Genomic DNA, 23,805 nt, shown 5'->3' with positions numbered 1-23,805 from the left:
TTTTAAAAGGAGCTGAAATAAATTCTTTCAGCCTACGGCATATCCAGCCACTGCGCCTAGATAGCCTGCGGACCAGACTTTCTGGCCGTTGCGGCACCGCCAGTGCGTAAGATTCAGGGTAATGTGAGTGCTAGATATCACTCTCTGTGTTGCAATGCGTCATTGGCTGACCGCTACACGATTTCTACCCTCCTGTTTCGCTTGGTAGAGCGCTTTGTCTGCCCGCGCAATAGTGTCGGCGAATGTCGAATCACCTTCCTGGTACATAGCAATACCCAAGCTGAGCGTGACGTCTATATTTCGCACTATCAAAATGAACGGCTCTGCAGCTACCTGCTGCCTTAGGCGCTCGGCCAAAAATTCCGCTTCGTTGATCAAGGTGTGGGGTAACACGATCAAAAATTCTTCTCCGCCCCAGCGTATAACGCCGTCGCTTTTGCGCATCACCTTAGTCAGGCGCTCTGCCAGCGACTTCAACACGGTATCGCCCGCCTCATGGCCATAGGTGTCGTTGATGTTTTTAAAATGATCTATATCGGCAATCAAAACACTGTATTTGCGTTTTTCAACAGTTTCGGTATGCAATCGCTCGAGCATCCGACTCCCTCCTCGGCGATTAGTTAGCCCGGTCAGAGTGTCGGTTTCGGCTTGGCGGTGGAGGTCCAGAGCAGCTCGTTCGCCAGCCATAGCGATGTAGCCAAAATAAATCAGTATGCTTGCGATCTGGTCGAAAGTCATGGACATGACAGCACTGCTTTTTGCGTCCGCATCGAGTTTACCCATTAGTATTAAAGCTCCGGAAATCGTCAATATTATCGTATAAACCGCGAAGGCCAAAGCCACTGCATACTGGGAGATAATGCGTCGGTCAGGCGAGGCAAGTATTTCATAAAATGGGAAGGCGGCGAGCACCGCGGCAGCTAGATACAAAAAAGGCATCATCACTTCAGCGGGCGCGCCGACATGAATACCCATTATGTAAATAATGCTGGGTGTAGGGCTTATAACCCACCAGGAGAAATGTGCTGACCGCCTATAAAAGAGCCGCAAGCCAGTCCATGAGGCTAGAAGACTGATCACGAACATCGTCATGGCGAGCTGTTGGAGCGACAACGAAAGCTTGAAGACCTCACCGTAGGGCCCATCAATGAATGCGCCTATACCTGAGCACATCAAAGCGACGCACCAGTGCCAAAGATAGGGAGCCCGGGGCTGGCTGATTAGCAAAACCCCAAAAATAAAAAGAATAGTTACGCGACTGATCGCACTGGTAAAATAGAGTGTTTCAATTGAGAGCATGGTTAATCCTTTGAATCCAGATTTTATGCATATCGACAATAATAAATCGGATTGAAAGTGGATCAGAATCGGTACCCTATTCCTCCCCCTACGACCAGCGTATTCATCGAAACGGTTGAGTTAAATCCCTGGCCTTGGAATTCATATTTTGGACTTATTACATAACGCAGACTGGTGTTCAACGTCCAATACCGACTCAGACGGTAATCAAGCCCAGCGCTCAATATCCCGCTGGTAATTTCACGCACCTTGAATTTCGGAATTCCGGCAGCTGGTTTTACATCACGCGCCCAAGTTTGATTTAGACCTAAGCCCACATAAGGACTCCATTGAGCATTTGGATAAAAGTGATACTGCAACGACATTGATAACGCAATGTGGGAGACGGAACCAACCTTGAAATCCTCTATTCGAGACCCCTTAGTTCGATATTCACGATCGAATGGCCCGCCTTGGAGTTCAACCGCCCAATTCTCTGTGACAGAGTAACTGAGCTCTATACCAATCTGTCGCGTTCGTGGAGTTTCCAGATTACTACGGTTTGGGAAAATTTCCGACGCGAGTTCAACGGGTATGATCTCTAGTGCCATGACTCTAACCAACCATCGGTCATGAATTTCTGCTTGTATTTTACTTTGCACGGCTTCATAAGCGAGAACTGAAGCGCTCAAAGTCATCAGACTCGCAAATGATGCAGTACTCCACATATATGGAAGGTGTCTAAGAATCATTCCGTTATCACCTATATCGTGACACCAATAAGCGAGCGAACACTGGTCGGCCGGTCAATAGCGCGCTTAGGTCATAATGCCGAATACATGACCGACCGCGGGCTTAATGCTCTAGCGATCGCCACCGTGAATCAAATGTCTTTTTTGGGTCGAAAGCGGTCGGCCATGGCCGGCTACTTTCTACCCAAAGCAGGCCGTCAAGGCCGGCGAGAGTGGCGGCGAGCGACGTGCTGCAACTATGACGGCACATAGTGGCAATATTACATCACCCGATAACTAGGTTTGCAAAAAAAACGCAGGGTTCAAGAAATGCGCAAGAGATTTTACCTTGAGATCACCATGTTGCGGAAAAGGACAAATATAGTGGCACACGTACCGTATCATTGAGTATCTATTACATGTTTAAGCTTGAAGCTTACTATCTCGCTGCTATGACCAGCTGTGAAAGACTTACGGATGGGGTCATACAAAATTCCAAAGCTATAACAGCCTCGGTAAAAATAATAGAGGAAAATTTTATCCGCGTGAGCAAGTCTGTTGCTCATGCGACTGGCGCAGGTGCCGCAAAAAATCCCAATCAGCCTATATCACTACCTGCGATGATCCTCGAAAAAGAAATGTTGAATCTAGTATTTTCGCTTTCGGACCTTAAAAATTCAACACGAGCCAGGCTGAGTTCAACGCTAGAATATCTCAATGTCATTTTGACTGACGCCGCCGCAGCGAATCCTATTATTTCCGACACGAAAGTGTTCAAAGAGTATCGGGAAATGCTGGTGAAATGCATCCGCACTTTAGAACATTTCAGTGACGAGCTTTTTGAGTCGCAAAACAGCTAACAAAAGGTCACTGACAAGGTGGATGTTAAACATGTCGGAATTCAAACAGTATGAGATTTCTTATTTATTCTGCGGTACGTTCAAGAGCTTTTATATCTGCACTGTGGCGATGGATGATTCCAAGGCGCTATATTGGACGGCTGTAGATGCCGGATTTAGATCCATACCCAAAGTTCGCTTGGAAAAATCGACTGGTATCACTAGCGCAGAGGCACTAAACTTAGGCATAACCAACGTGGCATGGAATATGGAGTAACGTTTAAGAAGCGAAAATCCCAAACTGGTGTCTTTACGATTTGGCATAGATAGGACGAGGGTTAGCAAAGCACAACCCATGATCATGGATTCAAATGCTTAGGACCTTTCAGAATATTCATGGTGTGATGCACTTCACATTTTCACAACGCCCGAATAACCGCGTAAGGCAGCGTGGCTACGGCGTGCTGTATAAGCGGCTAGTGAGGCGTGCATCGGATCGCAGAATGCGGCGGTGCGGCAGCGCGAGAAGGACGCCGGTTAGATAACAAATCATCCTGTTTAAGGATATGCTATAACATATATTTACCGTTTTGCTGAGGTTTAGCGATGGATATGTACCGATTCAGTCGTCTGTTAATTCAAAGTACGGAGATTGCAGCTTGCCATTTCCAAGCTCATGATAACGATATGGAGATTTTTCCAGGTCATGGCGGGCGGTTACATTATCAAAAAAAAGCTTGCATTCTCGGGAAGTCGTTCGTCAGTTTGACGATCAGCCACACTGGCTGGGGCTATGAGATGAAAAACGAAACTAATGGTTTTCTAATCACCATTCCTCATGCAGGTGAATTCACTTGGAGAACTAGCGTTGGTAACTATAGAGCCAGTGCTGGCACTCTTGCACTTGCTGATGTACGTGAAATATCTGCGTCACATTATGCTCCGGGCATCACATATACCACTGTATATATAGACAACTCGGACATGTTTAGATACCTCTCGGTTCTATTAGGAACACCGCCTAAGACAAGAGTGCATTTCGATAAGCCCAACCCAGAGGTATGGAAAAGTCGATTTATAATAGGACTTGTAAACACGATATTTGATCTGGGCGAAAACTCTCGTGCTCCGTTAGAGAAAGTGGCGAGTAGTTTAAAAGAAACTATGGTTGGATTTGTGCTTTCAAATTTCAAAAATAATTACAGTCGCGCGCTCGATAGTGCAGCTGGGGTAGCCATTCCGACACCGTATGAGATAAAAAAAGCGGCAGAGTACATGATCGCAAATACAGACCCTGAATTAACAGTAGGTGAAATCGCCATATTTGCTGGAATAAGCGTTAGATCACTGCAAACCGGTTTCAAGCGCTATAAAAACATGAGTCCAATTGAGTTTCTTAGAAATGAACGATTACTTAAAAGTAAAGAGCTCATTTCAAAGGGAGGGACTCTCGCTCGTCCGCAAGAGGTGGCTTGTCAAGTAGGGTTTTCGAATTACCATGTATTCTGCAAATACTACATGCAGTCGTTTGGTGAGCATCCCACTGTCACATTTCAGAAGTCCAAAAAATCGCTTTTATAAAACGACTTAACTGGTGTCTGGACTGATGGCGCGTGTTATCCGCAACCGGTACCGCGGTGCATTGCTAAAAATGCTTAGCTGGAAGAAGTCACACACTGCACAGCGGCTCAGCCATAGGCCCGTATTTAGCTTATTTCGGCGACTTCTCAGGTCTGTTTCTCCCAGTGGTCATGGATCTGGTTGGTACACGGCCCCCTACTTGCTCCTTGAACAATCGTAAACCTACCGCCACAACGTCGTGTGAGCTACGGCAGTCTGATCACCCACCTTGGGCACTAGTTAACTCAGTCAACGACCAAGCAACTGGCTTCACCCTTTTCTTCGGCCTTATCGACTAGAAATTTCATGACGCTTTCTCACCTCGACTCTCCTAAACCCCGGTTCATGTTTACCCACAACATGCCTCGACTTAGTCTTTTTTCCCAACGATCTCCTCCGCTTGGCGCCGCTCTCGATCAGGCCTACAGCGCCCGTCATGACGCCCAGCTCGCGGCGCAATAGTTCAACTGCAGGCACCTGGTAGGCAGGAAAGCTGTTCACCTTGACCATGGTAATGCCGCCCGATGAGCAGTCAATAAGGTCCACACCCTGTTGCTTCATCCATCCTCCATAGATAACGAAGTCTTCAGGCGTGTTACCTCCTTCCAAGTAGTCGGTCGATGAGATACGTACGAACAGCGGCCCTTTCCATTCAGAGCGAACAGCATCAATGACCTCACGGACAATGCCGTAGCGGTTCTCGTCGCTGCCGCCGTATTCATCGGTGCGATGATTCGCGAGAGGGGACAGAAACTCGTTCAGCAGATAGCCATGTGTGGTGTGCACTTCAACAACGTCAAAGCCAGCTTCCCGAGCAAGGCGAGCACCTTGGCGAAACGCATCCACGACTTCTTTGATACCGTCCATGTCGAGTGCCTGAGGCACCTGCGAATCTTTGGTAAAGGGAATTGCGGACGGAGCAATCGATGGACCGGGAACACCCAACTGGCAACCTGCATGGCCCAGCTGGCATCCTGCCTTGGCATCGAAGCGTTGAATGGTTTTGACTAGGCTTGTAAGGCCTGCCACCTGAGCATCGTCCCAAACTCCGATATCGCCCGGCCTGATCACACCGTTGCTTAGGATGGCTGTGGTTTCGAGAAACATGAGCCCAGCCCCCGAGAGGGCGGGGCACCATAATGAACGGTATGAAAATCAGTAACACAGCCGTCCTCCCCTGCTGAATGCATGCACATGGGAGACATTGCGATTCGATTGCGAAGGGTCAACCCACCGATGGTTATGAGTTCAAAAAGTTTTGCGGACAAAGTTAGTCCTCCGAGAGGTATGTTCAGGCATCTCTGGTGTCGAGCATCCAGCTGACTGCCGCGTGTGTGAACAAGCCTATCGAAGCTAGCAAAACGTAAATACTGCGAAATTTGCACATAGTACGCTTATGCGTACTACTGACCTTCAGCAGGTCAGTTCGAAGGACACTGACGCCATTGGCAAGGCCATGGCTATTTAGACGAAACATCCACCCATTCAGCTTCCCTCTCAAGTTTCATTTGTGCTGCGGTATTCATGCCGCGCCGAGCCAACCATCCATCCTCCCAGTTGCACAGGCCTAGCAGGAAAGGCTCCAGGCTTCGGCCTTCGTCAGTCAGCGAATACTCAACCTTGGGTGGCGCAACTGGGTACACCTTTCGCATGACAAGCCCATCCTGTTCCAAATCCCGCAGTTGCTTGATTAGCAAGCGAGGTGGAACCCCTGTATGAGCGCCATCAGGCCATCTTTGATCCTGTGCTCAATCGAGAGGCCAACGACTTTTACATGCAGTGACGAGAAATAAATGTCTGCCAACGGAGAGTTAGCAACGAGGAATGCTATCAAAGCAGCGGCCATGAGTATCAGGCCACCCGCTGATTCCGCGGCCAGGAAACGGGAGAAAAAAGCACGCGTGGCAGGAGATTCACGATGGCCGTGGGTTTTGTCCGGACGTGAGGATTTAAAGCTCATAGGCACAGTCGCACCGCGCGGCGGCCCGACCTGCGCTGAATTAACCCTGCCCTCCCGCGTTTTGCGGTGACACCCGCGGGATATTCTACATGATGGGTTTCTGCAAGACCGCCTATCGGTTGTACGAGTGGGCTACGGCCGGTTATTATCCTGTGGCCTGTCTACGACACGCCGAAGGATTTACCTTGCCACGCTCGAACTGGCGGCCTACGCCGCCATAGCGCTCCGGCACCTCGCACGCCCATGACCGCCTCCTAGCTGCGGTCGCATTTTGCTGCGCCTGCTTTTTAGCCGCGGCCATTCCACAACTCAATTGAAGACACAAGCACACACGGCTCAGTGCTAACCGCTGCGCGGGGCGTGGTGCCTGCCATGGGTAAATAAATATTTCAAAAAATTAAGGTTGCTTGGCTGTCAAATATCCGAGCCGATGAAAATCGCCCTTGTCATCCCAAGCCCGTAGTGCTCGATAGTCTTCAGTACGCGCAGCACAGTGTCGGGATCATTGCGCGAAAGAAGTATCATCTCGACGAGCGGATCCGTAGGATCGACGCTCAGGTCATTCACTGAATCACAGTAAACGCTTGATGAAGGGGGAACGCTATCCCCTAGGAAGCGGGACGTGCAGATTTTTTTGCTGAAACTTGGAGTATTCCTCCTCCCCCCTGACTCTGAAACACTGCGTCCGATGCTAGCAAATCAAACACAGCGTTGGAAGCGACGCCGATCACTAGGCGATTTTCTAACTTGTAGGGCATCGGAACCTCTCTTGATGTCTCTAAATGCAAATATTGATGGGCATCGAACATGCCGATCGATTTCAGGGCGGATCGAGAAGCACACATCGCGCGCCTCCTCCCACGCACAGTCAGGCTATGAATCTTCAAATCAATCTGCCGGTTGCTTTCATTAAGGGAGGATCTTGCTGATTGGCGCCGAGTCAGCCGTCACTTGATCACCGGATGTCGGCCCCAAGCTATTCTCCTGAGCGAAATTAGCATAATATGCCAACATCAAAAATACCTGTTTGCATAGAATTGGAGCTAGTTATGGCGACGCGAAACGTTGTGCTCACCTCTCACCAGGAACAGGTTATCCATGACTTGGTGCAGTCCGGCCGTTATCAAAATGCCAGCGAAGTGATGCGAGAAGGTTTACGTTTATTGGAGCAGCGCGTCGCCGAAGACACCGCCAAAATTGAGGCACTGCGTCAGGCGACCTCGATCGGCATCATTGATCTTGAGCACGGGCGCTTTACTCAGGTGAACGAAGGGGATCTGGAGCACTACCTCAAGGGCTTGAGCCTGGAGGCAATCCTCCCCGCGAGAGAGAAACACTGAGCATGCCGCAGTATCGGATCTCCAACCCGGCGCGCGCCGACATTGTCGACATCCTTAGGCTCTCCCAGACGCAGTTCGGCGATCAAGCACGCCAGCGCTACCAGGCGCTGATCCTCGCGGCGTTGCAAGCGCTTGCCGACACGCCTTATCGCATTGGCAGCCACGACCGCGATGAGCTTGCGCCTGGCCTTCGCAGCTATCACCTCATCTATTCACGCCAGCAGGTCACCCCCCCCCATGGCACGGTCAAAAGCCCCCGGCATATCGTGCTCTATCGTGTGGCGAACGACGACGTGATCGAGGTCGTCAGACTTCTGCATGACGCCATGGAAGTGCAATTGCACTTGCCTAATGACTGAGCACAGACCTGGCCCGACGGCTTAACTGGCCATGAGCAGCGAAGGTAAGGGGTCGCCTAAACATCTCAACCTGAGCGCCCTCGCTGTCAGCCAACTCGACGGCCAATTGGAGCGGGGGGCTGGCCCGAAAGGACCCGAGCCCCCACGACCCGATACCCTTTGGCTTGTAGCTCCTTGGACAACGTAGGTGCGCCGGCCGACTCTCTGGACGCCTTGTGGTGCCTGACCAGCGCGGCCTTGAGCTTGTCCCGTTCAGTATTTGCTCTGCCCTGGCGCTGACGCCAAGCGTAGAAACTGCTGCGGTTGACCCCGAATACCCGGCAACACCTTTTATCGCCGTACTGCTCGTTCAGCTCATCGATCAGCGTGAATGATCGTTGGCGTCCAAAAGCAGGAGAGTACTGGCCTTTTTTAGGATTTCGATATCCAGGTCTTTCTCTCTGAGCAGAGCTTTGAGCCTCTGAATTTCCCGTTGATCAGCGGTAATCGCCTTGGCCCCTACGGGAGTCGAGCCAAGCGTTCTTTTTGCACTTGATCGACCCAGCGACGCAGCGCTGTGGGCCGATATCCAGGCTGGCACAGACTTCGGTAACAGGCTGACCTTCATCCAACACCATGCTGGCGGCCTTGAGCTTGAACTCACTCGAATAATATTTACGCATATCCAAACACCTCAAATTTGGGCGCTATCATAGCGCCCGATTAAAGTGTCCAAAATCATTAGGCTAGTTCAACCTCGCTCCCATAGCTTCAAATTAAATGAAACAAGCTCCTTCAGTCGCTTGCCAACAAAACTCTCTTCATGTCCCGCATGCACGATCTTTACGGCGAGCTCGCGCAGCCGATGCAAGGAATGAATATAGTGCGCACGATCCCCACCAGGGATGTCGTCGAGGAGTTCGCCGTCGTAGATCACATCGCCTGAAAACAGAATACCAGTGCGCTTCTCGAACAGCGCGATACTGCCGGGCGAATGACCGGGCAGATGCAAGATTTCAAAATGACGATCTCCTAGGTCGAGTACATCACCATCAGCCAGCAAGTGCGTCGGCGTGGCCGGTTGCAGGCGCCAGGCGAGCGGGTCGAAACCTTCGTAGGGCAAGGCATCGATTAACAGTCGCGAGCTTTCCAGATCGGGAATATAACGAGCCAACCAATGCTCGCTTGGCAGACTAAGGCGGTCCTCCTCGCTAGGGTTGGCCAAGAGCGCAGCCTCGGCTGCATGACAGAGCCTGCAGTCGAACTCGTGCAGGCCTCCCGTGTGATCAAGGTGGCTATGGGTGGCGACGGCGGCCAACGGCTTTTCAAATAAATCCACCGCCGCTTCACGCAGGCTTGCGATACCCATCCCGGTATCTATCAATAGATCACGCGTGCGGCCGCGCACGTGCCAGATATTGCAGCGCAGCATGGGGTGCACATGGGGTTCCCAGAGCAGCGTAATGCCATCAGACAACGTTCTGCGTTCAAACCAGCGCTGAGCAATCTTGATAGCCACGGTTAGTCCTTACTGACTTGGCTACGAAAGTTGGTCCATTCCCGAGTTCGATTGCGTAGGGTTTTTACGCTCATCGGCTGTTCACCGAACAGGGTCTGGCGCACCTCGTTCGACGGGAACAGGGTGACATTGTCACGCCACGCCTCGCTGATATGTGTCATGGAGGCCGGGTTGGCATTGGCGTAGTGAATCGCATTGGTCAGTTCCCCCATGGCGGTGGAACTCGTGAGGAATTCGATCAACGCTTTGGCTTCCTGCGGGTGGGGCGCGTCGGCCGGGATGGTCAACGTATCGATCCAGGCCAGCGTGCCTTCACGCGGAATACTGTACTGGACGCGATGGGCCTTGCCGGCCTCGATAGCCTGGGCGTTGGCGGTCACGGCGTCGCCGTTGTAAGTCAGCGCCAGGCAAAGGTCGCCGTTCGCCAGGTCGCTGCTCTGTTTGCCAAAAGCGATATAGCGCAAGTTGGGGCGTAATTGGTTCAGCAAGTGGCCGGCTTTTGCAAGGTCTTCGCTGCTGTCGCCGTAGGGGTTCTTGCCCAAGTAGTGCAAGGCGATGCTAAGCACTTCCTGCGGTGAGTCGATAATCGCAATGCCGCAATCTTTGAGCTTGTCGGCATACTCGGGCTTGAACAGCAAATCGAAGCTATTTAACGGGGCGTTGGGAATGCGCTTTTCAATGGCGCCGCGGTTAAAGGCCAAACCGGTCGTGCCCCAGGCGTAAGGCACGGCATAGCGGTTGCCGGGATCAACCACAGCAAGTTGACCTAGCAGCTGCGGGTCGTATTCGGCGGCTTGGGGGTAGCCCTGCATGTTCGACGGCTGCAACGCTTTGGCATGAATCAGGCGGTCGAGCATGGCCACGCCAGGAACGACCACGTCGTAGCCACTGCGGCCGGTGAGCAGTTTGGCCTCTAGCATATCCGTACTGTCGAAGGTGTCGTAGTTAACACGGATACCGGTCTGCTGCTCGAAGCGCGACAGGGTTTGCGGGGCGATGTAATCCGCCCAGCCGTACAAATTGACGGTGCGCTGAATCGGTGTTTCGGCAGCGCCGACCGTTCCGGGAAAAAACCCAACGTTCATGAACATAAAAAGAAGTGTGCAAATAGGTGTGCAGCGTGAGTGAGTCATGGGCGAGCGACCTATGCGTAAGAGTGCTCCGATTTTTCACTGGACATGCAGGAGATGCAAACTATATAAATTTCCGCCTCATCATATAGCAGGGCTAAACAGTTTTATGATTTTTCCTCCTCTCAATAGTTTGCGTATGTTTGAAGTCGTGGCGCGCCTCGGTCATTTGGGGGCGGCGGCGGCGGAGCTGCATGTAACGCCAGGGGCTGTTAGCCAACAGATTCGCGCATTGCAGAACAACCTGGGGGTCGAATTGTTCCAAAAGCAGGGGCGCCACTTGGTACTCACGCCTGCAGGCCTGGTACTGCAGCGCGCGGTGGCCCGAGGCATGGACGAAATTGGCCAAGGTGTGCGCCAGGTACTTACCGAGGTGCAGGCGGCTGCGCCTTTAACCGTGGTGACAATCTGCACTGAGCCAGTATTGGGTACGACTTGGCTACTACCCAAACTGTTTGCCTTCCGCTCGCAACATCCCAAGATCCGCCTGCGGGTGATTACCGCAAGTGCGGCTTCGGAAGTTGACTGGAAAAAAGCTGATGTCGCCTTGCTGTATGCCAGCCCATCCTGGGAAGGCCTTTGGTGGCGTCCGTTGCGCAGTTTGAATATGTTCCCGGTGTGTTGCCCACAATTGCTGCCGCATGTTCGCCAGCCGACCGACCTCACTAACCAGCGCTTGCTGCATGAAGACGACGGTATGCTCTGGCGGCGCTGGCTGGTGGCGGCGCGCGTGCCTTATCCGGGAGAACCCGATGTATTCATCCAGAGCTTTCCGATGGCCTTGCAGGCTGCGCGCGACGGCTACGGCGTAGCGTTGAGCGACGAATTCAACTCCCATCGCGACCTCGCCGATGGCCGCCTGGTTCGACCATTTAACCTGCAAGTGCCAGCCGGGCTTGGTTACTACTGCCTGAGTCTGGAAGAGCGACGCGAGTTGCCAGAAGTGGTCCAGTTAATTGATTGGCTGACGAACGAAGCGGGAGGCGATATAGGGTCGTAGAACAGAAAGGGCAGATTTTCAGCTCAACCCGGACTGTCCGCTTTTGGCCCAGAGTGTGTGAAAACGCGCTTATGCACTGTCCGCACGTAGCGCCGACGGCCGTTAGTTAAGTAATTGCTCGCAGCAAGTCCTACTGGTCATCACTAGGGCTGGGAGCCCGCGTCGCTTCTAACGTGCTAGTCCAACTGCAATCGCATCACAGGCCCCACGCGAGTGGTTCTTTTGCCGCGCTCGGCCTTTCAGATCGAGAGCACTCTGGCGGGATGTCTTCTAGTTTGCGGTGATCAAAGGCTTGAGTTCACGCTTCCGCTAGCTTGGAGCGCTCGACCGATATTCTTCGCTGCTACCATTGTCAATGCCAGCCCTCGGCGTTCTAGTTCCTCAATCGAGCATCGCACTGCTGGCGCTGCGATACTGATGGCCCCGACAGGATAGCCGTCGATATCTAACACCGGAACGGCCAGAATTCTAAGCCCTTCGGCAAACAGCGAATCTGTAATCAAGTACCCGTCCTTTCGAATTTGCTCCAAGACCTTGGAAAGCGGCTTGGCGAGCGTCTTGCCGATGAATGGCGTAGCAGAGGAAAGTGCCTCAATGCGTGCGACTTCTTGCTCGGACAGGAACGCCAGGATCGATTGGCCAATCGCTGTCTGACAGGCTGGAACGGTGGTGCCGATACGAATATCCACACCCAACCTAGTAATACCGGCTCTTACACGCTCCAGATAGAGCACGTCTGCGCCCTGCAGAACAGCGAAACTGGCGGCTTCACTAGTTTCGCTAACGAGGCCCCTCAAAACAGGACGAACCAGGCTACGCAGGTCTGTGTGTGCGATTGCATGAAAGCCCAGATTAAGGATCTTAAGCGTTAAGGAAAATCGCTTGCTTTCAGGTATTCGAGACACATATCCGAGGTCTACCAGCGTATTCAGCATACGGTAGGTGGTGCCTGGATCCAGATCCGTCTTGTCAGCGATCTGGCTCAAGGTAAGCTCATCGCTTTCCGCAGTGAAGGCCTCTAGAACGCGGAATCCTTTAGCCAGTGACTGAACAGTGCTGCGTTGATTTTTATCTTCGCCAGCGGCGTCCGTGGCTTGGTTTTTTTCCGGGATACGTGGAGCCATGCTCGATTTCTACCTGATGTGGTCATGCTTTTCGGAATGCGAAAAAATATCAGACGGAGAATATCACTCGACGGAGCTTTGTCCCACCACGGGTTCAGGTCGCCTGAAGGCATAAAAAGAAAAAATAGCGATGAACCAAAAAAAGGTTGGGCTCTGAAGAAGACTGGTGGTAGTGTATTTGAAAAGAAGAAAAAAATTTCGCAATCCGAAAAATAGAAAAAGGTGCGAATAAATATGAACCACGCTGCTCAGCAATATGCCTGCTTCGCCGATGCCGCCGTCCGCGATCAAGGTACTCGCTTTAAAGCCCGTCTCTCAGTGACCCGCTCATGGAGTTCCCGTGTTGCGCCTAACTCGTATCCTCGGTCCGCTCTAGTTTTCGACCAATTCCACAGCCCGACCTCCTTTCATGAAACCATGTACTTCGACCATGCATGCTCGCTTTTTTTAACACCGAACGAGAATCACGCTTTCGATCCATCAGTTGGGAAACTTCCCGACCATTTCCACAGCCGTCGTGGGCGCGTCCATCAAGTAGGCGTTGCGAGAAACTGATGACTTAATAATGAAATTGAGCTAGCGCTGATTAGTTCAAACCGGCTATGCCATTGCGCTGTGTTTCTCATTGCGAGCTTCGTTCGCCTCGAATAACGCAAACAATAATAAAAGGAAGTGCCATGTTGATGCAGCAAGTTGAAACTGAGCCCTTGCCAGAGAAAGTAAATAGTCAGGCTAATATTAGTGCTCGCCTAGAACGACTCCCTATTACACGGCAAGTGTTTTGGGCCAGGAATATTATTGGCGCCGCGACGTTCTTCGATGGCTACACGGTGATCGCCATTGCCTACGCGATGCCGGTTCTGGCCAAGGAGTGGAGCCTTAGCGGCACCCAGATCGGCATGATCCTCTCTGCCGGTTATTTGGGGCAGCTGTTTGGCGCCTTGCTCTTTGGATGGCTGGCCGAAAGAATCGGACGCATGAAGGTCCTGACGTTCACCATCTTGCTCTTTGTGTCGATGGACGTGGCCTGCCTGTTTGCGTTTAGTGCCGCGATGATGATCGCTTTCAGATTCATACAGGGTATCGGCACGGGGGGGGAAGTCCCGGTGGCGAGCGCCTATATCAACGAGTTGATTGGGTCCAAGAAGCGAGGCAAATTCTTTCTTCTTTACGAAGTCATGTTTTTGCTGGGCCTGGTAGGAGCCGGGATTATTGGCTACTTCCTCGTACCGATATACGGTTGGAAAGCGATGTTCGCGGTAGGGCTGGTCCCCGCCATGCTGCTAATTCCACTTCGCTTCTTCCTGTTCGAGTCGCCGCGCTGGCTCGCGTCCAAGGGACGTCTGGACGAGGCTGACCGGATTGTCACCCGTCTGGAAAACAGCGCGATTAAAGCCGGCAAGACGCTGCAACCTGCAGTCGAAGTGCCGCAGATGCATGGGATCAATAACAAAGGCGGCTGGAGAGAACTTTTTAAAGGTATTTATTTCAAACGCTCACTCGTTATCTGGGCCATGTGGTTCGGCTCCTATATGGTCGCCAACGGGCTTATTACCTGGTTGCCAACGCTCTACCGTCAACATTTCCATCTGCCCCTTGAAACCAGCCTAGCCTATGGCTTCATAACCTCAGCTGCCGGTGTGGCCGCCGCTGTGATATGTGCGCTGCTGATTGATAAAGTCGGTCGACGTCGCTGGTATATAGGTGCCTTGTTCCTTGCCGCCATACCGCTGGCAATATTGGCAACGACAGGTGCCACTGCGCCAATCAAAATTCTGGTGCTGGCAGGATTGGGATATGCGTTGGTCCAGACAGTGACTTTCTCGCTCTATCTATATTCGGCGGAACTTTATCCCACTCGTCTAAGAGCCTTGGGTACGGGCGTAGGCAGTGCCTGGCTAAGATTGGGTTCGGCATTGGGTCCGATCATTGTAGGGTTCACTGTGACTGGCGTTGGTGTTCAATATGTGTTCGGTATCTTTGCGGTCGTCTTATTGATGACAGCCGTCGTCACTGCTTTTTTCGCCATTGAAACCAAAGGCCGGATTCTGGAGGAACTTTCACCATAAGTTTCAACTTTCAAAAAATTAAGACTGCAGTACCTGACTCAGTAGTAATCCAGAACACGTCAGTGTGTTTTGCGCCCGCGCAAGCGTTATTTGCGAAACTCTAACTAAACCAGAGGTAATGAAATGAGCATTAAAAACACCATCGACCTTAAAGGCCTCGTTCCTGCTCCTGTCACGCCGTTCACTCGTGAAGGTGAGGTTGATTACGCAGCTATCCAGAAACTGGGAGCTTGGCTTGGCAGCTTTGAAGGCGTCAAAGGACTGGTTGTTCTGGGTCACGCCGGTGAGGGAACCTTCCTGACACAGGAAGAACAAGGTCGTGTCATCCAGGCTTTCAAGGAGTCGGTAGGCGGTCGTTTGCCAATTATCGCTGGCATCACTGGCGAAGGCACTCAGGTAGCCGCTGAAGAGGCCAAACGCGCCGTGGCCAACGGTGCTGCTGCCGGCCTGGTTTATCCCTCCCATGGCTGGCTGCGTTTCGGTTATCAGAAAGGTGCCGCTCAGGACCGCTATAAAGCGATCTATGAAGAAAGCGGAATGCCTCTTATCCTGTTTCAGTACCCAGACGTGACCAAGGCGACTTACGACCTGGAAACTCAACTGGAAATTGCCCAGCAGCCTGGCGTGTTTGCCATGAAGAACGGTGTTCGTAACATGCGTCGTTGGGACACCGAGATCCCGGTTATCCGCCGTGAAGTTCCCGAGCTGCAAATCCTGACCTGCCATGACGAATACCTGCTGCACACCATGTTTGACGTGGACGGCGCGCTGGTTGGCTACGGCAGCCTGACTCCAGAGCCGCTGATCGAGCTGATCGCTGCCGGTAAGCGTCGCGACTACCCGGCCGCGCGTGCCATTCACGACAAGCTGCTGCCGGTCACTCGTAACGTCTACCACCGTGGTTCCCACATGGAAGGCACAGTAGCCCTAAAACATGGTCTGGTTGCACGTGGCATCCTCGACCATGCCACCGTGCGTTCCCCGCTGCTGCCACTGGCCGAAGGCGCCCACAAGGAAATCGCTGACGCGCTTCGCAGCGCTGGCCTGATCTAATTCTGAGCCAAGTCGGTGCCGTGCTCTAAGGGGCCGGCTTTCAGGTGAAGCACATGCCAGGGGCCTGTTCATCAGGTCCTTGGCAACAGTCGATTCGGATATTTCTCCACCTACGATTGACGATCTGTTTTCCCGGAACAGCGGCATTGCGCCCTCTCAACTGGTGAAAACAGGCCGACATTGCCCTTCAATAAAAACAACAGGGGACAGGGCTTGAACATTCAGACTAATCGCGCAACTTGGGTGCTCTTCATTCCAGCTTTGGTTTTACCTTTCAACGCATTGGCTGAGGGTTTCGTGGATGACACTACCGCTACTCTGAGCTTCAGGAATTTCCTCTTTGACCGAAATTTCACTGCACCTGATGTCGCACAAAGCGAGGCTCGTGAGTGGACGCAAGGTTTCATCTTCGACCTAAAATCCGGCTTTACCGAGGGTAGTGTAGGGTTTGGCGTTGACGTGCTTGGGAACTACGCAGTGAAGCTCGATGGCGGCGCAGGAAGGTATGGCGCGCTACTGTTGCCAAAGGATGCCGACGGTGATCCTGCGGGCAGTTTCGGTAGACTTGGCGTTGCGATCAAGGCGAAGTTCTCGAATACTGAATTTAAGGTCGGCGAATGGATGCCCAACTTTCCTATTGTCACGGCGGATGACTTTCGCGCATTGCCGCAAACATTTCGCGGTGCCCAGATTGCTTCGCAAGAGATTGTAAACTGGTCCTTCTATGCTGGCGAGTTGAGCAAAACTAGCTTGCGAAACGACTCTTCCATGGAAGATCTTTCGTATGGATCGGCTCGATCAGATTCTTTCGAGTTTCTCGGCGCGGACTATCGCTCCACTTCCAAAAACACAATCGTCCGGCTTTGGTCTGGCGAGTTGAAAGACATCTACGAACAGCATTACCTCGGACTGAACCAGAAATGGCCACTGGCTGAAAGGATATCGGTTAACGCAAACCTTGGTTATTTCTGGGGCAAAGACTCAGGAAGTGCTAAGGCGGGCCAAATGGATAACCGCACCGCTTCAGCGCTGTTGAGCATCAACATCGCTGAGCATGCGATCAGCCTCGGGTTGCAAAATGTCTCGGGGGATACCGGCTGGATGCGCATCGGCGGGACCGGCGGCATCTATCTGGCCAACAACACCTTCAACCATGCGTTCGACAACCCCCGAGAACGCTCTTGGCAGGTTCGCTATGATCTCAATTTTGTAGGCTACGGCATTCCCGGCTTGAGTTTCATGACGCGTTACGTTCATGGTGACAACGTGGAGCTGAAAAATGTCAATGATGGTTCAGAGTGGATACGGGAATCGGAGTTGGGCTATGTAGTTCAGAGCGGAACATTCAAGTCTTTATCTGTTCGTTGGCGAAATTCCAGCGTCAGGCGAAATTTCAACGCCAGTGATTACGGTGAGAACCGTCTGATCGTTAGTTACCCGCTAGACATGTTCTGAGGGTTAAGTGCCCCGCATGGCGTTGCAATAGGTTATCTGGTAATAGGCGTGCAGAACAAAATATCGGCTAATGCTAAGCGTTGTCATATCCTAGCAGACCAACTAGCCTGTAGCATGGAGGGGTACGAGCAGGCTGGTGAAATCCAGCCGTTCGCATCGCGGAACCTTTCATCAAAGACTCCACCTTCGCCATACGCAAGAAATGCACCACCGCGTACAGGAGCGAGTCCATACGTAGACACCATTCCAGCCCTTTGAGTAAAACTCCCAGGTTGATATGGTTTGAATGAAATTAACTATTGCTAGAGAGAGCAAGCAATAGCCATAGGCGATAAGTTTCAGGTTTCGGCTGCAAGCAGCAACTCTCGAAGGCTAGATGTTTGCCAAAGTTGATCAGATACTTTGGGGCGGTGGCCGCTTTTGCGTTAGTGAAAAGTGCACAGCGGGTAAGCGTGACCTGCAGTGTTTTTAGCTTTTTTATCACTAACACTTCTATTATATTTTTCAAAAAAAGATGCTTGTTATTTGCGCTCGCATATAACCGTCTTATAGTGTCATCCGCAACAGGGCTTTTACTGAACTTCGTTCCGTACACCCCATAAGGTGAAACCGCTTGTTTCTGCTCAAAACCAGGAAGGGTTAGACGTTTTTTTCCAAGGTTTCCATGTATCTCCCAGCAATCTCGACGGGGTCACAGGATTTTATATCTGAAATTATATATCGGTGAATGACGCAACTTCTCAAGTTATCACCTTTTCTCTCTCTGCCTGGGAGAGGTATCGAATTTCGATGTCATTCTTTTTTTCCTCCAGTTGCTTTGCAGTGACCAGGCTTAGTCTTAAACATGCACCAATTTTATTCGTTGTAATCACAACGATCTCAATGCATGACTCTGCGTTCAATTGCTGCGTATAGAAGATCATGTGACGCCGCAAGAGAGCCTGTAAATCTACCAAACTTATGTAGATTAGCAGCCAGTTTGCGATCGCTCTGGGACTATCACGAGCGAGTATAGAATATGATTTACGATTGCAAACTGTTCGGCAATATTTTTGTCGTTTTCAAGTCCCGCATCGTAGATACATTTATCTATCAATGCTTGATCATAATAAGCCCCAACGAAGAGATGTGTGCAAATGTCGGAGTTATCTTTTCTGGTCTCCTTCCAGCTTAACTTTCTGACTCCGTTTGGATTGGCTTTGGCATGCTAGGAGCAAGCTCGCTCAACGGATTGCAACTTAGCTGAAAGCAGCCTATGGTGTCTTCATAGTTTTGAATCCCGTAAGGCGACTTTCCTTCATAGTCGCTAAGGCCAGAATTAAGGTACTGCCAATCGATTGGAGCCTGAATTTAAAGTATTCATTTGGCTCAGTCCAGCGTTCGTATTTTATTCTCTAAAAATCTTAATTTAATAGTTGTGATGCGAAAATGGATCGATTCTTTTAGGCACCGCGCCGTATGAGGCTGTTTGTCTAGGCGTAACGACTTAGCCAGTTATGTTAAGCGCTAGTCACGCGAGAAGGGCAGCAGAGAATGATGAAAAAATTTCTATCGAGAATACGAATTCATCAGCAATGTGTTTACGTTCAATTATGGGCTAAACGTTGCATACATTAATGCCCACTTCTGGCTGGTTCCGGTCTTTCGCGAACGGCTACATTCCACCCATAGCTGTCATTAAATTGAGGTAACGAAGCGGGTTTCGAGGCCTACACTTCCTGGCGGTAGCGCATTAATCAATACGGCGGCGTCGCCCTGGTTAAGGAAGATCAATGAGTCACCGATCTAGAATATAACTCTGAATCCGGCAAGCCAAGGCCCGTCCCGTTGAAAGAGTCAAAAACCCCCTCAACTGCGCAAAATTTTGTGTCCACGAGGTAGATTGCTCATAGGGCCTGCAAGTACGTTTCCCTCTTCCAGGGACAGGTTGTGTTCGGCTCTATCTCGAAGGAAGCCGGCTTATCAGAAGGCAACAAGTCCACGCCTACTCTCTCGCCATCACTCAAGAGATACATGGATAGAACTTCTCGCTCGCCAAAACGTCGCTCTAGAGAATATATAACTCCCAGACTCTTGTGATCTGGAGCGTTGCAGTCGTTAGATCTATGTGCTTTTAAAATCATATCGAGTGCTCATGGGGGTGAAGGGTTGCAGCATAGCTTTCACACAGTCCAAGCAGACAGAGTCACATAGTAATCTGCCGAAGACAGGATGAAGATGGAACTAGTATGGGCCATAAGGATTCGTGATCGCGGTCCAACTTTATCAAGGGTTCGATTCTGCTGTGGAACTCGACGAAGAGCTGCATCCTCGCCAACCAGCTCTTCCGCCATTACCTCCTTCTTCGGGTTATTGGCGCGAAGCAATCCGGGCCGAGTACCGAGCGAGCCCTGTACGATTTTTTTAGCTTCCTGCAAGCTCATGATTTTGACTGGCGAAACGTGGATCGCGGCGATGCCAAGGAGCTTGTCGCTACCTACAGAGACTACTGCTTGGTTACGTGCTAACTGGCACGTAACACTACCCGCCAGCGACTCATGTACATTTGCAAGTTCTATGAATTCGCCCTGAAGAAAGATTGGATGAAGCGCCTTCCATTCAGTCATGCTGAACGGACTTTTAAGCGCGAAACAAGTTTCCTTGAACATATTGATTTCAATGGTGGCAAAGCCTTGGTGAACGCTGTGATACCGCGTCGTCACAAGCCCTTGCCCAAGTTTTTGAACATGGCCCAAACCAAGTCCATTTTGGCCGTGGCAGACGGTCCACTTCATAGACCATAATTCAGTTGGCCCTGCGCACAGGCCTACGTCGTAACGAGCTGGCTATGTGAACCGGCGACAGGTCCTAACGAAATTGAAACCATGTGGTTTTGAGTTGAGTGTACTTATCGAATGAATGCAGCGACAAATCACGACCGAATCCAGACTGCTTGCCGCCGCCGAATGGAATCGAGACATCCAACGCGTCAATAGTATTAACCGAAACGGTGCCCGCATTCAAAGCTCGGGCTACACGATGAGCGCGATTTAAATCGTCGCTCCATACTGACGCGGCTAATCCATAGATACTGTCATTAGCCTGCTGTACGGCTTCTTCCTCCGTGTCAAAGATACTGACCGCCAGAACCGGGCCAAAGATTTCGTCGCGACAAATGCTCATGTCATGAGTTACATCGCCAAATATGGTCGGCTGAATGAAGTTCGAGGAGCCATTGATGACCAAATCCTCCCCTCCGCACAAAAGAGAGGCCCCATCAGCACGTGCCTGGCCGATCGCATTCATGATATGGGCTTTTTGCTCACTATCTACAATAGCGCCTGCTGCACTGCCTGGGTCCAGAGGATCGCCTGGCATCCACGCACGTGACTTACTGATAAGACGCTCGACAAATTCGTCATGGATGGCTCGTTGCACGTAAAGGCGCGAGTTGGCAGAACACACTTCGCCCTGGTTAAAGAAAATCCCGAAGGCGGCCTTTTCCGCGGCCAGGTCCAGGTTCTGGCAATCCTGGAACACGAGGTTCGGACTCTTGCCACCACACTCAAGCCAGATCTGTTTGAGATTGGATTGCGCGGCGTACTGCATGAAGTACTTGCCAACTTGAGTGGAACCGGTAAACACCAGGCAGTCGACGTCAGGATGCAGCCCCAGCGCCTTACCCGCGCTCTCTCCCAAACCCGGTACCACATTCAGTACGCCTTCCGGAATGCCAGCCTCCAGGGCCAACTGTGCCAAGCGCAGAGCCGAGAATGGTGATTGCTCAGCGGGTTTAAGCACCACGCTATTACCGGCCGCCAATGCAGGTGCCAGTTTCCACGCAGCCATATCCAGCGGGAAGTTCCAAGGCACCACCGCCGCAATAACCCCCAACGCTTCGCGGGTGATGGTGGCCAGTGCGTTGTGGCTAGTCGGCGCCACTTGATCGTAAATCTTGTCGAGTGCCTCGCCATACCAAGCGAAAACTTGAGCAGCGCCGGGCACATCAACGTTATAGGCATCCATCACCGGCTTGCCCATGTTCAGCGAGTCGAGCAGCGCCAGCTCTTCGCGATGGGTCATCAGCAACTCCGAGAGTTTGATCAGGACTTTTTTGCGCTCCCTTGCAGCCATACGCCGCCACGGGCCTGTGTTGAAAGCACGGCGTGCGGAACGTACCGCAAGATTGACCTCTGCTTCGCCGCACGCGGCTACACGCGCCAGCAGTTGATTCGTTGCGGGGTTGATGGCGTCGAAGGTCGCCTCGGAAAGCGCGTCCACTTGCCGGCCGTCGATCACGGCAGTGTCGATAAAGGTCTGCCGGGCAGCCCGCTGTTGCCAATGATCAAGGTCGAACATTTTATACTCCTGGATAGATGACATTTTTCTTATTCCGCCATTTGCAACTCAGGCATCTTTAATCGAAAGCCACGCGTAACACCGAACAAACACACCAGCCCCAAGCCCATCCAGCACAGGCCAATGGTGAACGACATACCGGACAGGCTGGTCCAAAGCCAAATAGTGCTGAGAAACCCTAACGCTGGTAACGCTGCGAAAAGCAGGACGTTGCGGGTGCCGCGCAATTTCTTGTCAATAAGGTAATGCTTGATCACAGCTAAGTTTACCGCCGAGAAGGCGAAAAGCGCGCCAAAGCTGATCATGTTGGCAACGGTATCCAGAGTGATGACAAGCGCAATCAACGAGAACAGGCTGACCACCATAATCGCAGTGGCTGGAACGCGTTTTTTTGTAACCAGCTTGCCGAACACACGCGGCAATGCGCCATCACGCCCCATCGCAAACAGCACGCGAGAGACGCTGGCCTGAGAGACCATCGCCGAAGCGAAACAACCAGCAACGTAAGTCGCGGTAAATGCTGTAACTAGCAGTTCACCGCCGACCCTGCGCATCACATCCACCGACGCGGAATCGGGATCGGTGAAGCTATTCCATTCCGGGAATACCATCTGGGCAAAATACGAGACCAGCAGAAACAGCACACCGCCGACCAACGACACGATCATGATTGCTTGCGGGATGGTACGGCGCGGATTGGGTGTCTCCTCGGCCATGGTCGACACTGCGTCAAAGCCCAAAAACGACAGGCAAAGTACCGCTGCCCCCGTCATGATCAGCGGAATATTGAAGCCTTCATGATGGAAAGGGTCGAACACTGAAACCGGTTCGCCTTGCCCACTCAGTCTGTGGAGCGATAACCCCACGAAAACAATGATAAATACCAATTGTGCAACTACGAGTATCCAGTTGACACGCGTTATGGATTCAATGCCGACAAGGTTCAGCATGGTTACCAAAGTAATCGAACCGAGCACCCACACGGACGTAGGCACTGCGGGAAAATATTCAGACATATAGATGCCGATCAGCAAATAACTGAGTAGCGGCAGAAAAATATAATCCAGCAACAAAGTCCATCCAGCGATAAATCCGAAATACGCCCCAAAAGCCTTGCGTGTATAAGTGTAGACAGAGCCTGAATAAGGATGCGCCTGGACCATGCGCCCGTAGCTGTAGGCAGTCAGCAGCATCGCTGCTAGAGTCAACAGGTAGGCTGTCGGCAAATGCCCCTTGGTCATCTGTGTCACTAGGCCGTAGGTGGTAAATACCGCCAGGGGAACCATGTACGCCAGGCCGAAGAGAACCAACCCGACAAGTTCCAAGGGTTGGCGAAAACGGCGTGACGAGGGAAGTTTTGCAGAGCTGTGATGGGTAGGCGTGTCGTCTGCGTTTGTTATTGTATTCATTGCTGACTCCTGGTAATTGGAATGCAGGGCGGAACCACGGTGTCCGATGAGATCGATACCGCTATCTGTTTAAGTGAACTGTCCTGTGCTCGCAACGCAATGTATGGATGTCGTTCACCACCCAAACGTACGGTGGTGAACAAATCACATCACAACTTTCCAGCAATCCGCGCAGTTCGGTCTACTGCAACGCGGGTCTTTTCGACCAGTTCGTCGAGTTCCACACGTGTGGCAACCAGCGCCGGCGCCATGATCATACGGCCTAGCGTGGAGCGTATGATTACGCCCTCTTCAAATCCGAAGGTGCGGCACTGCCAGGCCAGATCGTTTTCATTGTCGAAGCGTTTGCGGGTGCTTTTGTCCTCGGCAAACTGCAAGGCAGCCAGAAGGCCTGTGCCTTGTATCTCGCCGATCAGCGGGTGGTTGCCAAATACTTCGCGCAGAATTTGCTGCAGATAGGGTCCTGTATCGTCCTTCACCTGGCATACCACGCCCTCGTCACGCAGTGCCTTGAGGTTGCTCAGTGCCACCGCCGCCGCCACCGGGTGCCCGGAATAGGTCAGGCCGTGGGCGAACACGCCGCCTTTTTCAACCAGCGCTTC

Annotated in this window: 19 protein-coding genes and 4 pseudogenes; 9 read left to right on the top strand and 14 right to left on the bottom strand. The window is 51.9% G+C overall.

Annotated elements, in window-relative coordinates; genetic code table 11:
- Window positions 1-159: 159 nt before the first annotated feature.
- The gene (locus AOA60_RS01890) at window positions 160-1,299 is read right to left on the bottom strand and encodes a GGDEF domain-containing protein (protein WP_099582850.1); all 1,140 of its coding nucleotides are present in this window, start codon (window positions 1,297-1,299) and stop codon (window positions 160-162) included.
- A 62-nt stretch (window positions 1,300-1,361) separates the two neighbouring features.
- Window positions 1,362-1,976, bottom strand: coding sequence for an OmpW family protein (locus AOA60_RS01885; RefSeq protein ID WP_158235016.1), 615 nt, complete (start codon window positions 1,974-1,976; stop codon window positions 1,362-1,364).
- A gap of 452 nt (window positions 1,977-2,428) precedes the next feature.
- Between AOA60_RS01885 and AOA60_RS01880 the strand changes: the two genes are divergently transcribed.
- The 3 genes from AOA60_RS01880 to AOA60_RS01870 all read left to right on the top strand — a co-directional run bounded on the left by AOA60_RS01880 (window position 2,429) and on the right by AOA60_RS01870 (window position 4,429).
- Complete coding sequence (locus tag AOA60_RS01880; RefSeq protein WP_099582847.1) at window positions 2,429-2,869, top strand: hypothetical protein; 441 nt, start codon at window positions 2,429-2,431, stop codon at window positions 2,867-2,869.
- Between the two features lie 22 nt (window positions 2,870-2,891).
- On the top strand, window positions 2,892-3,125 hold the full coding sequence (locus AOA60_RS34440; RefSeq protein ID WP_368731549.1) for a DUF6555 family protein: 234 nt from the start codon (window positions 2,892-2,894) through the stop codon (window positions 3,123-3,125).
- A gap of 329 nt (window positions 3,126-3,454) precedes the next feature.
- Window positions 3,455-4,429: a helix-turn-helix domain-containing protein gene (locus AOA60_RS01870; RefSeq protein WP_099582843.1), complete on the top strand. Its 975-nt coding sequence runs from the start codon at window positions 3,455-3,457 to the stop codon at window positions 4,427-4,429.
- A 327-nt stretch (window positions 4,430-4,756) separates the two neighbouring features.
- Here the strand turns inward: AOA60_RS01870 and AOA60_RS01865 are convergent.
- The 4 pseudogenes from AOA60_RS01865 to AOA60_RS01850 all read right to left on the bottom strand — a co-directional run.
- Window positions 4,757-5,673: pseudogene (locus tag AOA60_RS01865) on the bottom strand (NADPH dehydrogenase).
- Between the two features lie 255 nt (window positions 5,674-5,928).
- A pseudogene (locus AOA60_RS01860) lies at window positions 5,929-6,168 on the bottom strand (winged helix-turn-helix transcriptional regulator); the annotation flags it as partial.
- A 17-nt stretch (window positions 6,169-6,185) separates the two neighbouring features.
- A pseudogene (locus AOA60_RS01855) lies at window positions 6,186-6,428 on the bottom strand (Na+/H+ antiporter NhaA); the annotation flags it as partial.
- 429 nt (window positions 6,429-6,857) lie between these two features.
- Window positions 6,858-7,186: pseudogene (locus AOA60_RS01850) on the bottom strand (5'-nucleotidase); the annotation flags it as partial.
- Between the two features lie 291 nt (window positions 7,187-7,477).
- Here AOA60_RS01850 and AOA60_RS01845 point away from each other — a divergent pair.
- Window positions 7,478-7,768, top strand: a complete 291-nt coding sequence (locus AOA60_RS01845; RefSeq protein ID WP_099582840.1) for a type II toxin-antitoxin system ParD family antitoxin — start codon at window positions 7,478-7,480, stop codon at window positions 7,766-7,768.
- Window positions 7,769-7,770: 2 nt separating this feature from the next.
- Window positions 7,771-8,127: a type II toxin-antitoxin system RelE/ParE family toxin gene (locus AOA60_RS01840; RefSeq protein WP_099582839.1), complete on the top strand. Its 357-nt coding sequence runs from the start codon at window positions 7,771-7,773 to the stop codon at window positions 8,125-8,127.
- Window positions 8,128-8,603: 476 nt separating this feature from the next.
- On the opposite strand, the gene AOA60_RS33760 is transcribed toward AOA60_RS01840, so the two are convergent.
- From AOA60_RS33760 to AOA60_RS01825, 3 genes are all read right to left on the bottom strand, one after another.
- On the bottom strand, window positions 8,604-8,789 hold the full coding sequence (locus AOA60_RS33760) for a hypothetical protein (RefSeq protein WP_256592791.1): 186 nt from the start codon (window positions 8,787-8,789) through the stop codon (window positions 8,604-8,606).
- Between the two features lie 68 nt (window positions 8,790-8,857).
- Window positions 8,858-9,625 carry an MBL fold metallo-hydrolase gene (locus AOA60_RS01830; RefSeq protein ID WP_256592790.1) on the bottom strand — a complete coding sequence of 256 codons (768 nt, stop codon included), beginning with the start codon at window positions 9,623-9,625 and terminating at the stop codon, window positions 8,858-8,860.
- A 2-nt stretch (window positions 9,626-9,627) separates the two neighbouring features.
- Window positions 9,628-10,716, bottom strand: coding sequence for an extracellular solute-binding protein (locus tag AOA60_RS01825; RefSeq protein WP_099582837.1), 1,089 nt, complete (start codon window positions 10,714-10,716; stop codon window positions 9,628-9,630).
- A 148-nt stretch (window positions 10,717-10,864) separates the two neighbouring features.
- Between AOA60_RS01825 and AOA60_RS01820 the strand changes: the two genes are divergently transcribed.
- Window positions 10,865-11,755, top strand: a complete 891-nt coding sequence (locus AOA60_RS01820) for a LysR substrate-binding domain-containing protein (RefSeq protein WP_099582835.1) — start codon at window positions 10,865-10,867, stop codon at window positions 11,753-11,755.
- Between the two features lie 284 nt (window positions 11,756-12,039).
- Here the strand turns inward: AOA60_RS01820 and AOA60_RS01815 are convergent, their stop codons facing one another.
- Entirely contained in the window at window positions 12,040-12,879 is an 840-nt protein-coding gene (locus AOA60_RS01815) for an IclR family transcriptional regulator (protein WP_099582834.1), read from the bottom strand.
- Window positions 12,880-13,556: 677 nt separating this feature from the next.
- On the opposite strand from AOA60_RS01815, the gene AOA60_RS01810 reads away from it, so the two are divergent.
- From AOA60_RS01810 to AOA60_RS01800, 3 genes are all read left to right on the top strand, one after another.
- Window positions 13,557-14,948 (top strand): MFS transporter, encoded by a 1,392-nt coding sequence (locus AOA60_RS01810; RefSeq protein ID WP_099582832.1) that lies wholly within the window; start codon window positions 13,557-13,559, stop codon window positions 14,946-14,948.
- A gap of 123 nt (window positions 14,949-15,071) precedes the next feature.
- Window positions 15,072-16,001, top strand: a complete 930-nt coding sequence (locus AOA60_RS01805; RefSeq protein ID WP_099582831.1) for a dihydrodipicolinate synthase family protein — start codon at window positions 15,072-15,074, stop codon at window positions 15,999-16,001.
- A 213-nt stretch (window positions 16,002-16,214) separates the two neighbouring features.
- Complete coding sequence (locus AOA60_RS01800; protein ID WP_099582829.1) at window positions 16,215-17,456, top strand: OprD family porin; 1,242 nt, start codon at window positions 16,215-16,217, stop codon at window positions 17,454-17,456.
- Window positions 17,457-19,618: 2,162 nt separating this feature from the next.
- Here AOA60_RS01800 and AOA60_RS01785 read toward each other — a convergent pair.
- From AOA60_RS01785 to AOA60_RS01770, 4 genes are all read right to left on the bottom strand, one after another.
- On the bottom strand, window positions 19,619-20,230 hold the full coding sequence (locus AOA60_RS01785) for a hypothetical protein (protein WP_099582827.1): 612 nt from the start codon (window positions 20,228-20,230) through the stop codon (window positions 19,619-19,621).
- A 73-nt stretch (window positions 20,231-20,303) separates the two neighbouring features.
- Entirely contained in the window at window positions 20,304-21,794 is a 1,491-nt protein-coding gene (locus AOA60_RS01780) for an aldehyde dehydrogenase (protein WP_099582826.1), read from the bottom strand.
- A 29-nt stretch (window positions 21,795-21,823) separates the two neighbouring features.
- The gene (locus AOA60_RS01775; RefSeq protein ID WP_099582824.1) at window positions 21,824-23,203 is read right to left on the bottom strand and encodes an APC family permease; all 1,380 of its coding nucleotides are present in this window, start codon (window positions 23,201-23,203) and stop codon (window positions 21,824-21,826) included.
- 149 nt (window positions 23,204-23,352) lie between these two features.
- Window positions 23,353-23,805 (bottom strand): aminotransferase class III-fold pyridoxal phosphate-dependent enzyme (locus AOA60_RS01770; protein ID WP_143522358.1); only part of this gene is annotated, 453 nt, incomplete at its 5' end.

It is taken from the genome of Pseudomonas sp. 2822-17, assembly GCF_002742485.1.
In the GTDB taxonomy this organism is placed as follows: domain Bacteria; phylum Pseudomonadota; class Gammaproteobacteria; order Pseudomonadales; family Pseudomonadaceae; genus Aquipseudomonas; species Aquipseudomonas cyclaminis.
Note: the sequence above shows the minus strand (reverse complement) of the source record. Positions and strands in the feature narration are given on the sequence as shown.

Coding starts and splice junctions, on each gene's coding strand:
- AOA60_RS01780 (WP_099582826.1), bottom strand. CDS start 21,794: ATGTTCGACCTTGATCATTGGCAACAGCGGGCTGCCCGGCAGACCTTT.
- AOA60_RS01785 (WP_099582827.1), bottom strand. CDS start 20,230: ATGAAGTGGACCGTCTGCCACGGCCAAAATGGACTTGGTTTGGGCCAT.
- AOA60_RS01775 (WP_099582824.1), bottom strand. CDS start 23,203: ATGAATACAATAACAAACGCAGACGACACGCCTACCCATCACAGCTCT.
- AOA60_RS34440 (WP_368731549.1), top strand. CDS start 2,892: ATGTTAAACATGTCGGAATTCAAACAGTATGAGATTTCTTATTTATTC.
- AOA60_RS01825 (WP_099582837.1), bottom strand. CDS start 10,716: ATGTTCATGAACGTTGGGTTTTTTCCCGGAACGGTCGGCGCTGCCGAA.
- AOA60_RS01890 (WP_099582850.1), bottom strand. CDS start 1,299: ATGCTCTCAATTGAAACACTCTATTTTACCAGTGCGATCAGTCGCGTA.
- AOA60_RS33760 (WP_256592791.1), bottom strand. CDS start 8,789: ATGCGTAAATATTATTCGAGTGAGTTCAAGCTCAAGGCCGCCAGCATG.
- AOA60_RS01810 (WP_099582832.1), top strand. CDS start 13,557: ATGTTGATGCAGCAAGTTGAAACTGAGCCCTTGCCAGAGAAAGTAAAT.
- AOA60_RS01815 (WP_099582834.1), bottom strand. CDS start 12,879: ATGGCTCCACGTATCCCGGAAAAAAACCAAGCCACGGACGCCGCTGGC.
- AOA60_RS01880 (WP_099582847.1), top strand. CDS start 2,429: ATGTTTAAGCTTGAAGCTTACTATCTCGCTGCTATGACCAGCTGTGAA.
- AOA60_RS01820 (WP_099582835.1), top strand. CDS start 10,865: ATGATTTTTCCTCCTCTCAATAGTTTGCGTATGTTTGAAGTCGTGGCG.
- AOA60_RS01805 (WP_099582831.1), top strand. CDS start 15,072: ATGAGCATTAAAAACACCATCGACCTTAAAGGCCTCGTTCCTGCTCCT.
- AOA60_RS01885 (WP_158235016.1), bottom strand. CDS start 1,976: ATGACTTTGAGCGCTTCAGTTCTCGCTTATGAAGCCGTGCAAAGTAAA.
- AOA60_RS01840 (WP_099582839.1), top strand. CDS start 7,771: ATGCCGCAGTATCGGATCTCCAACCCGGCGCGCGCCGACATTGTCGAC.
- AOA60_RS01845 (WP_099582840.1), top strand. CDS start 7,478: ATGGCGACGCGAAACGTTGTGCTCACCTCTCACCAGGAACAGGTTATC.
- AOA60_RS01870 (WP_099582843.1), top strand. CDS start 3,455: ATGGATATGTACCGATTCAGTCGTCTGTTAATTCAAAGTACGGAGATT.